Consider the following 4,847-nt stretch of genomic DNA (forward strand, 5'->3'; position numbering starts at 1 on the left):
CCGGCTCGGAGTAGTAGTGAAACTCGTCCATGACCACTTGACCCATGTCCGAGTCCGCTCCCTGTCGGAGCGCAAGATTGGCGACGATCTCGGCAGTCGCACAGATGATGGGTGCGCCGGAGTTCACCGAGGCGTCCCCCGTCATCATGCCTACGTTCTGGGCCCCGAAGATGTCGCACAGCGCGAAGAACTTCTCGCTGACGAGTGCCTTGATCGGTGCGGTGTAGAAGGTGCGCTTTCCAGCGGCCATCGCGGCGAAGTGCGCTCCGACCGCAACCATGGACTTACCCGAGCCGGTGGGGGTTGCCAAAATGACGTTGGATCCGGACACCAGTTCGATCAGTGCCTCTTCCTGCGCCGGATACAGCGTCAGACCTCGCTCGACCGTCCATGCGGTGAAGATCTCGAACAGTGCGTCCGGATCCTGTGCCTCGTCGGTCGTGGGGGCAGGGACGAGTTCGGAGAGGAGCACGCCTACAGATTATGGGTCGCCGACGGTGTCCACACCATCGGCGTCCGCGAGGACTGCGCCTAGGTCGCGCTGCGCTCGTCGGATCCCATGGCTCCGAGCACCGCCAGTCGGGTGCTTGCGCTACCGGTGATCATGTCCTCACCGATGCCGTTGATGAGAAGGTGGCGCCAGCGTGACTCGTCGAATTCCAGAGCCGGCGTGGCCTCGAAGAACTCCTCGAGGACGTGCAGGAAGCGGATGGGGTCGTCCCTGAACGGAAAGTGACCGGAGCGTCTGAACACTGCGAGTCTCGAGCCCGGCATGGCGGAATGGGCCAGATGGGCATGGCTGACGGGTATCACCGAATCCTGATCGCCCCATACGAGTAGCACCGGAAGGTTCTCGGTCAGGTAACACCGATCCAGCATCGTCACCACCTGCCCGCGCCAGTCCACGACCGCGCGCAAGGTACGTAGGTACGCCTCGTACGCGGTGGGGTCGGGGAGGGCACTGAGTACCCGCATGAAGTCCGGCGTGTCGTGCAGGATGGCCCCTGGGCGCAGCGGCGAGCCGTTCAGTTTGCCGATCAGCCCGCCTGCGTACTTGACCAACGACAGGGCGCCCGGCACACGAAGCAACTTCACGACTTCACTGGCCAACGGGATCGATGCAAGCCGAAGCAGTGGGTGAACGTCCTTCGTCACCCCACCCGAGGAGACCAGGACGAGTCTGTCGACCATGTGCGGGAACTGGTAGGAGAACTGCATTGCAACGCCGCCGCCGAGGGAGTGGCCGACGACGGTGACATGCTCGATACCCAGAACCGAGAGCAGGTCGCGCATGCCGTTCGCGTACGCGGCGACCGAGTAGTCCGCGCGTGGTTTGTCGGAGCGGCCGTGCCCCAACAGGTCCGGCGCTATGACCGTGTAGTTCTGTGCGAGGTGCGGAATGACGTCGTTCCATGTCTCCGAATTGTCGCCGATGCCATGAATGAGCAGAACGACTGGACCTTCGCCGGCCATGCGGAAAGCCCGTCGGTAGCCGTGGACGGTACGGAAGACGAGCCGCGGTTCGGCGTCGGGAACCGGTCGAAGCTTGCGCGTGCGTGGATTGCTCATGTCGCCTGCTGGTTCCTCGTGGGCGGATCGGTCGAGTGGATCCTCGGTAGGGGTTGCGCTGTTGCCTATGACTCTCGCACGAGTTCGGGGCAACGGCGAGATATCGGAGTGATTTACGGTTACAGGTATGTTTCGGCCTGAGCGGCGCCGTCGAGAGCCGAAAAAGCGGGCACCGAGTGTGAGTTCACACTCGGTGCCCGCTCTTACGTTCGTGAGAACCGTCAGTTCTCGGACTGAGGATCGGCGTTCGGATCGGCATCGAACCCGCCCTGTTCGGCAAGGAACTTCTCGAACTCGGCGCCCAGTTCGTCGCCGCTCGGAAGGGTCTCGTCCTTCGCCAGCAGCGTCGACTGCTGCTCCTGGGCAGCGACGTAGGTGTCGTACTGGCGTTCCAGCGCATGCACGACCGACTGAACTTCTTCGTTGCCTGTTATGTGCTCGTCCACCTGCTCCTTCACTCGCGCCGCGGCCTGGCCGAGCGCAACGAGCGGCAGATCGAGACCACCGGCGGTGCTCACGTTCTCCAGAAGAGTCTCGGCGGCGCCCGGGTAGTCCGTTTGAGCGAGGTAGTGCGGAACGTGCACCGAGAAGCCCATCGACTCGTGCCCGTGCTGCGCCATGCGCAACTCCAGGAGCGAGGACGCGCTTCCGGGAACCTGTAGTTCGCCCGACCAGCTCTGGTCCGGCGGGACCAACTCCTTGTTCGAGGAGTGGGCTGTCACACCCAGCGGACGGGTGTGCGGAATGGCCATCGGAATCGAACCGAGTCCGATGGTTCGGCGGACTCCGAGTTGCTCGGCGAGCAGCCGTACCGCAGTGGTGAATTTCTCCCACCGCAGATCCGGCTCCATGCCGGAGAGCAGGAGGAACGGTGTCCCCGCGTTGTCCTTGACTGCGTAGAGATTCAGCTCGGGGGCGTCGTAGTCGGAGAAGTGGTCCGATTTGAACGACATGGTCGGTCGGCGAGACCGGTAGTCGACGAGCTCGTCGACGTCGAAGGACGCGACCAGCTCGGTTTCGAGACTTTCCCGCAGATGCTTGGTTGCCAGCTTCACCGCGTGGCCGGCGTCGGAGAAGCCCTCGAGCCCGTGCACGAGGACAGTACCGAGCCCGTCACTGGAAGAAATCTGAGGCGCTGGAAACTCCAGCTCGTACATGCTCGACTTCTCATTCATGCCGGACCCCTTTCTGTGGATCGCCCTCGGCCGACGGCACGGCCGAAACCGACGTCTAGCCAGGATACTCGCGCGTGGACGGGTACCCGGCTACTGACGCGTGCAACACACGCGCCTCCACTTCGAGAACGTCGTGGTTCCTTGCTTCATTCCCGCCGCCGACCATCACCCGCCGAAACTGTTCAGGGCCCGAATCTTGTTGGTGACGTCGAGGGCCGCGACCTTGTATGCCTCGGACAGCGTCGGATAGTTGAACACGGCGTCGACGAGGTAGTCGATGGTGCCGCCGCACCCCATGACTGCCTGCCCGATGTGAATGAGATCCGTCGCGCCCGAACCGAAGATGTGTACGCCGAGAAGGGTCCTGTCGTCGGTGGACACCAGCAGCTTCAGCATCCCGTAGGAGTCGCCGGCGATCTGACCGCGGGCGAGCTCCCTGTAGCGGGAGACACCGACCTCGTACGGAACCGCCTTCTTGGTGAGTTCGACCTCGGTCGCTCCGACGTACGACACTTCGGGAATCGAGTAGATGCCGATCGGTTGCAGATCGGTCAGACCTTTGCTCGGCTCGCCGAACGCGTGGTAGGCGGCCAGACGACCTTGATCCATCGATGTGGCTGCGAGCGCGGGGAAGCCGATGACATCGCCGACGGCATAGATGTGATCGACCTTCGTCTGGAAGTTCTCGTCGACGAAAATTCGGCCGCGAGCGTCGGCTTCGAGTCCGGCGCTTTCGAGATCGAGTGCGTCGGTCAGACCCTGCCTTCCCGCCGAGTACATGACTGCCTCGGCTGGAATCCGCTTGCCGCTGGCGAGTGTGGTTACCGTTCCCGACGGTCCGATGTCGACTGCGGTGACCGCCTCGCCGAACCGGAACGTGACAGCGAGATCGCGAAGATGGAACTGCAGTGACTCCACGATTTCGCGGTCGCAGAAGTCGAGCATGGTGTCACGCTTCTCGACGACGGTCACCTTGGTGCCGAGTGCGGCGAACATCGACGCATACTCGATCCCGATCACGCCCGCTCCTACGACGACCATCGAGGTGGGGATGAACTCGAGATTGAGGATGCCGTCGGAGTCGAGCACTCGGTAGTCGTCGAATTCGATGTCGGCAGGCCGCGCCGGAGCCGTTCCGGTGGCGATGACGACGTTCTTGGCGTGGACCGTGAGCTGCTCCCCGCGCTGCTCGTCGTCGATGACGACGGTATGCGCGTCGAGAAACTTTCCGGTGCCCGTGATGAGCTCGATTCGGTTGCGCAGCAGCTGTGACCGAACGACCTCGATCTCTTTGCCGATCACGTGCGAGGTGCGGGCCAACAGGTCCGCTGGGGTGATGTTGGCTTTGACCCGGTAGCTCGCGCCGTACAGTTCGCGCTGGTTCATTCCGGTCAGATAGAGAACTGCCTCGCGCAGCGTTTTCGAGGGGATCGTGCCGGTGTTGACGCACACACCGCCGAGCATCTTGCCCTTCTCCACGATTGCAACGCGTTTCCCGAGTTTCGCAGCGGCTATGGCAGCCTTCTGGCCGCCAGGACCGGACCCGATCACGACAAGGTCGTATTCCATCGCAACAGACATGTCTCATAGGTACTCCGTCCACGCAAAGTCCGTATGCCGGGCGGGTCACAAGCACGTGAACACAGGTCTGTTCGGCACATTCGAATGTCGCTACCGATGCATGTGTTGTGGGAGTCTGATGAAAGAAACACATTTCGAGTCGAGCGTGGAGGAATCAATGCCGCAAACAGTGCGTGGGGTCGTTGCCAAGGCCAAGGGTGAACCGGTCTCGATCGAGTCGATCGTGATTCCCGACCCAGGGCCGTTCGACGTGGTGGTGAAGATCTCTGCGTGCGGGGTGTGCCACACCGACTTGCACTACCGCGAAGGCGGAATCAACGACGAGTTCCCGTTCCTGCTCGGTCACGAGGCTGCCGGTGTCGTCGAGACCGTCGGCGATGCGGTGACACACGTCGAGGTCGGCGACTTCGTGGTGTTGAACTGGCGTGCGGTATGCGGCGAATGTCGGGCGTGCAAGAAAGGCAAGCCCTGGTACTGCTTCGATACCCACAACGCATCCAAGAAGATGACTCTCGAAGACGG

At 62.5% G+C, this 4,847-nt stretch carries 5 protein-coding genes; 1 reads left to right on the forward strand and 4 read right to left on the reverse strand.

The features are described 5' to 3' along the window. The 4 genes from A2J03_RS16200 to sthA all read right to left on the reverse strand — a co-directional run. Window positions 1-472: DEAD/DEAH box helicase (locus tag A2J03_RS16200; RefSeq protein WP_156520418.1), on the reverse strand; the 472-nt coding region annotated here is incomplete at its 3' end. A gap of 59 nt (window positions 473-531) precedes the next feature. After that, complete coding sequence (locus tag A2J03_RS16205; RefSeq protein ID WP_068375852.1) at window positions 532-1,569, reverse strand: alpha/beta fold hydrolase; 1,038 nt, start codon at window positions 1,567-1,569, stop codon at window positions 532-534. A gap of 221 nt (window positions 1,570-1,790) precedes the next feature. Further along, a complete protein-coding gene (locus A2J03_RS16210) occupies window positions 1,791-2,744 on the reverse strand; it encodes a PAC2 family protein (RefSeq protein ID WP_068375854.1) in 954 nt (317 codons plus the stop codon). A 165-nt stretch (window positions 2,745-2,909) separates the two neighbouring features. After that, window positions 2,910-4,325: a Si-specific NAD(P)(+) transhydrogenase gene (gene sthA / locus A2J03_RS16215; RefSeq protein WP_068375856.1), complete on the reverse strand. Its 1,416-nt coding sequence runs from the start codon at window positions 4,323-4,325 to the stop codon at window positions 2,910-2,912. A 157-nt stretch (window positions 4,326-4,482) separates the two neighbouring features. On the opposite strand from sthA, the gene A2J03_RS16220 reads away from it, so the two are divergent. Beyond that, window positions 4,483-4,847: alcohol dehydrogenase catalytic domain-containing protein (locus A2J03_RS16220; protein WP_156520419.1), on the forward strand; the 365-nt coding region annotated here is incomplete at its 3' end.

This window comes from Rhodococcus sp. EPR-157 (genome assembly GCF_001647195.1).
Taxonomy (GTDB): domain Bacteria; phylum Actinomycetota; class Actinomycetes; order Mycobacteriales; family Mycobacteriaceae; genus Rhodococcoides.

What these genes read in the sequence shown, in the direction of transcription:
- A2J03_RS16205 (WP_068375852.1), bottom strand. Translation starts at nt 1,569, where the DNA reads ATGAGCAATCCACGCACGCGCAAGCTTCGACCGGTTCCCGACGCCGAA.
- A2J03_RS16210 (WP_068375854.1), bottom strand. Translation starts at nt 2,744, where the DNA reads ATGAATGAGAAGTCGAGCATGTACGAGCTGGAGTTTCCAGCGCCTCAG.
- sthA (WP_068375856.1), bottom strand. Translation starts at nt 4,325, where the DNA reads ATGTCTGTTGCGATGGAATACGACCTTGTCGTGATCGGGTCCGGTCCT.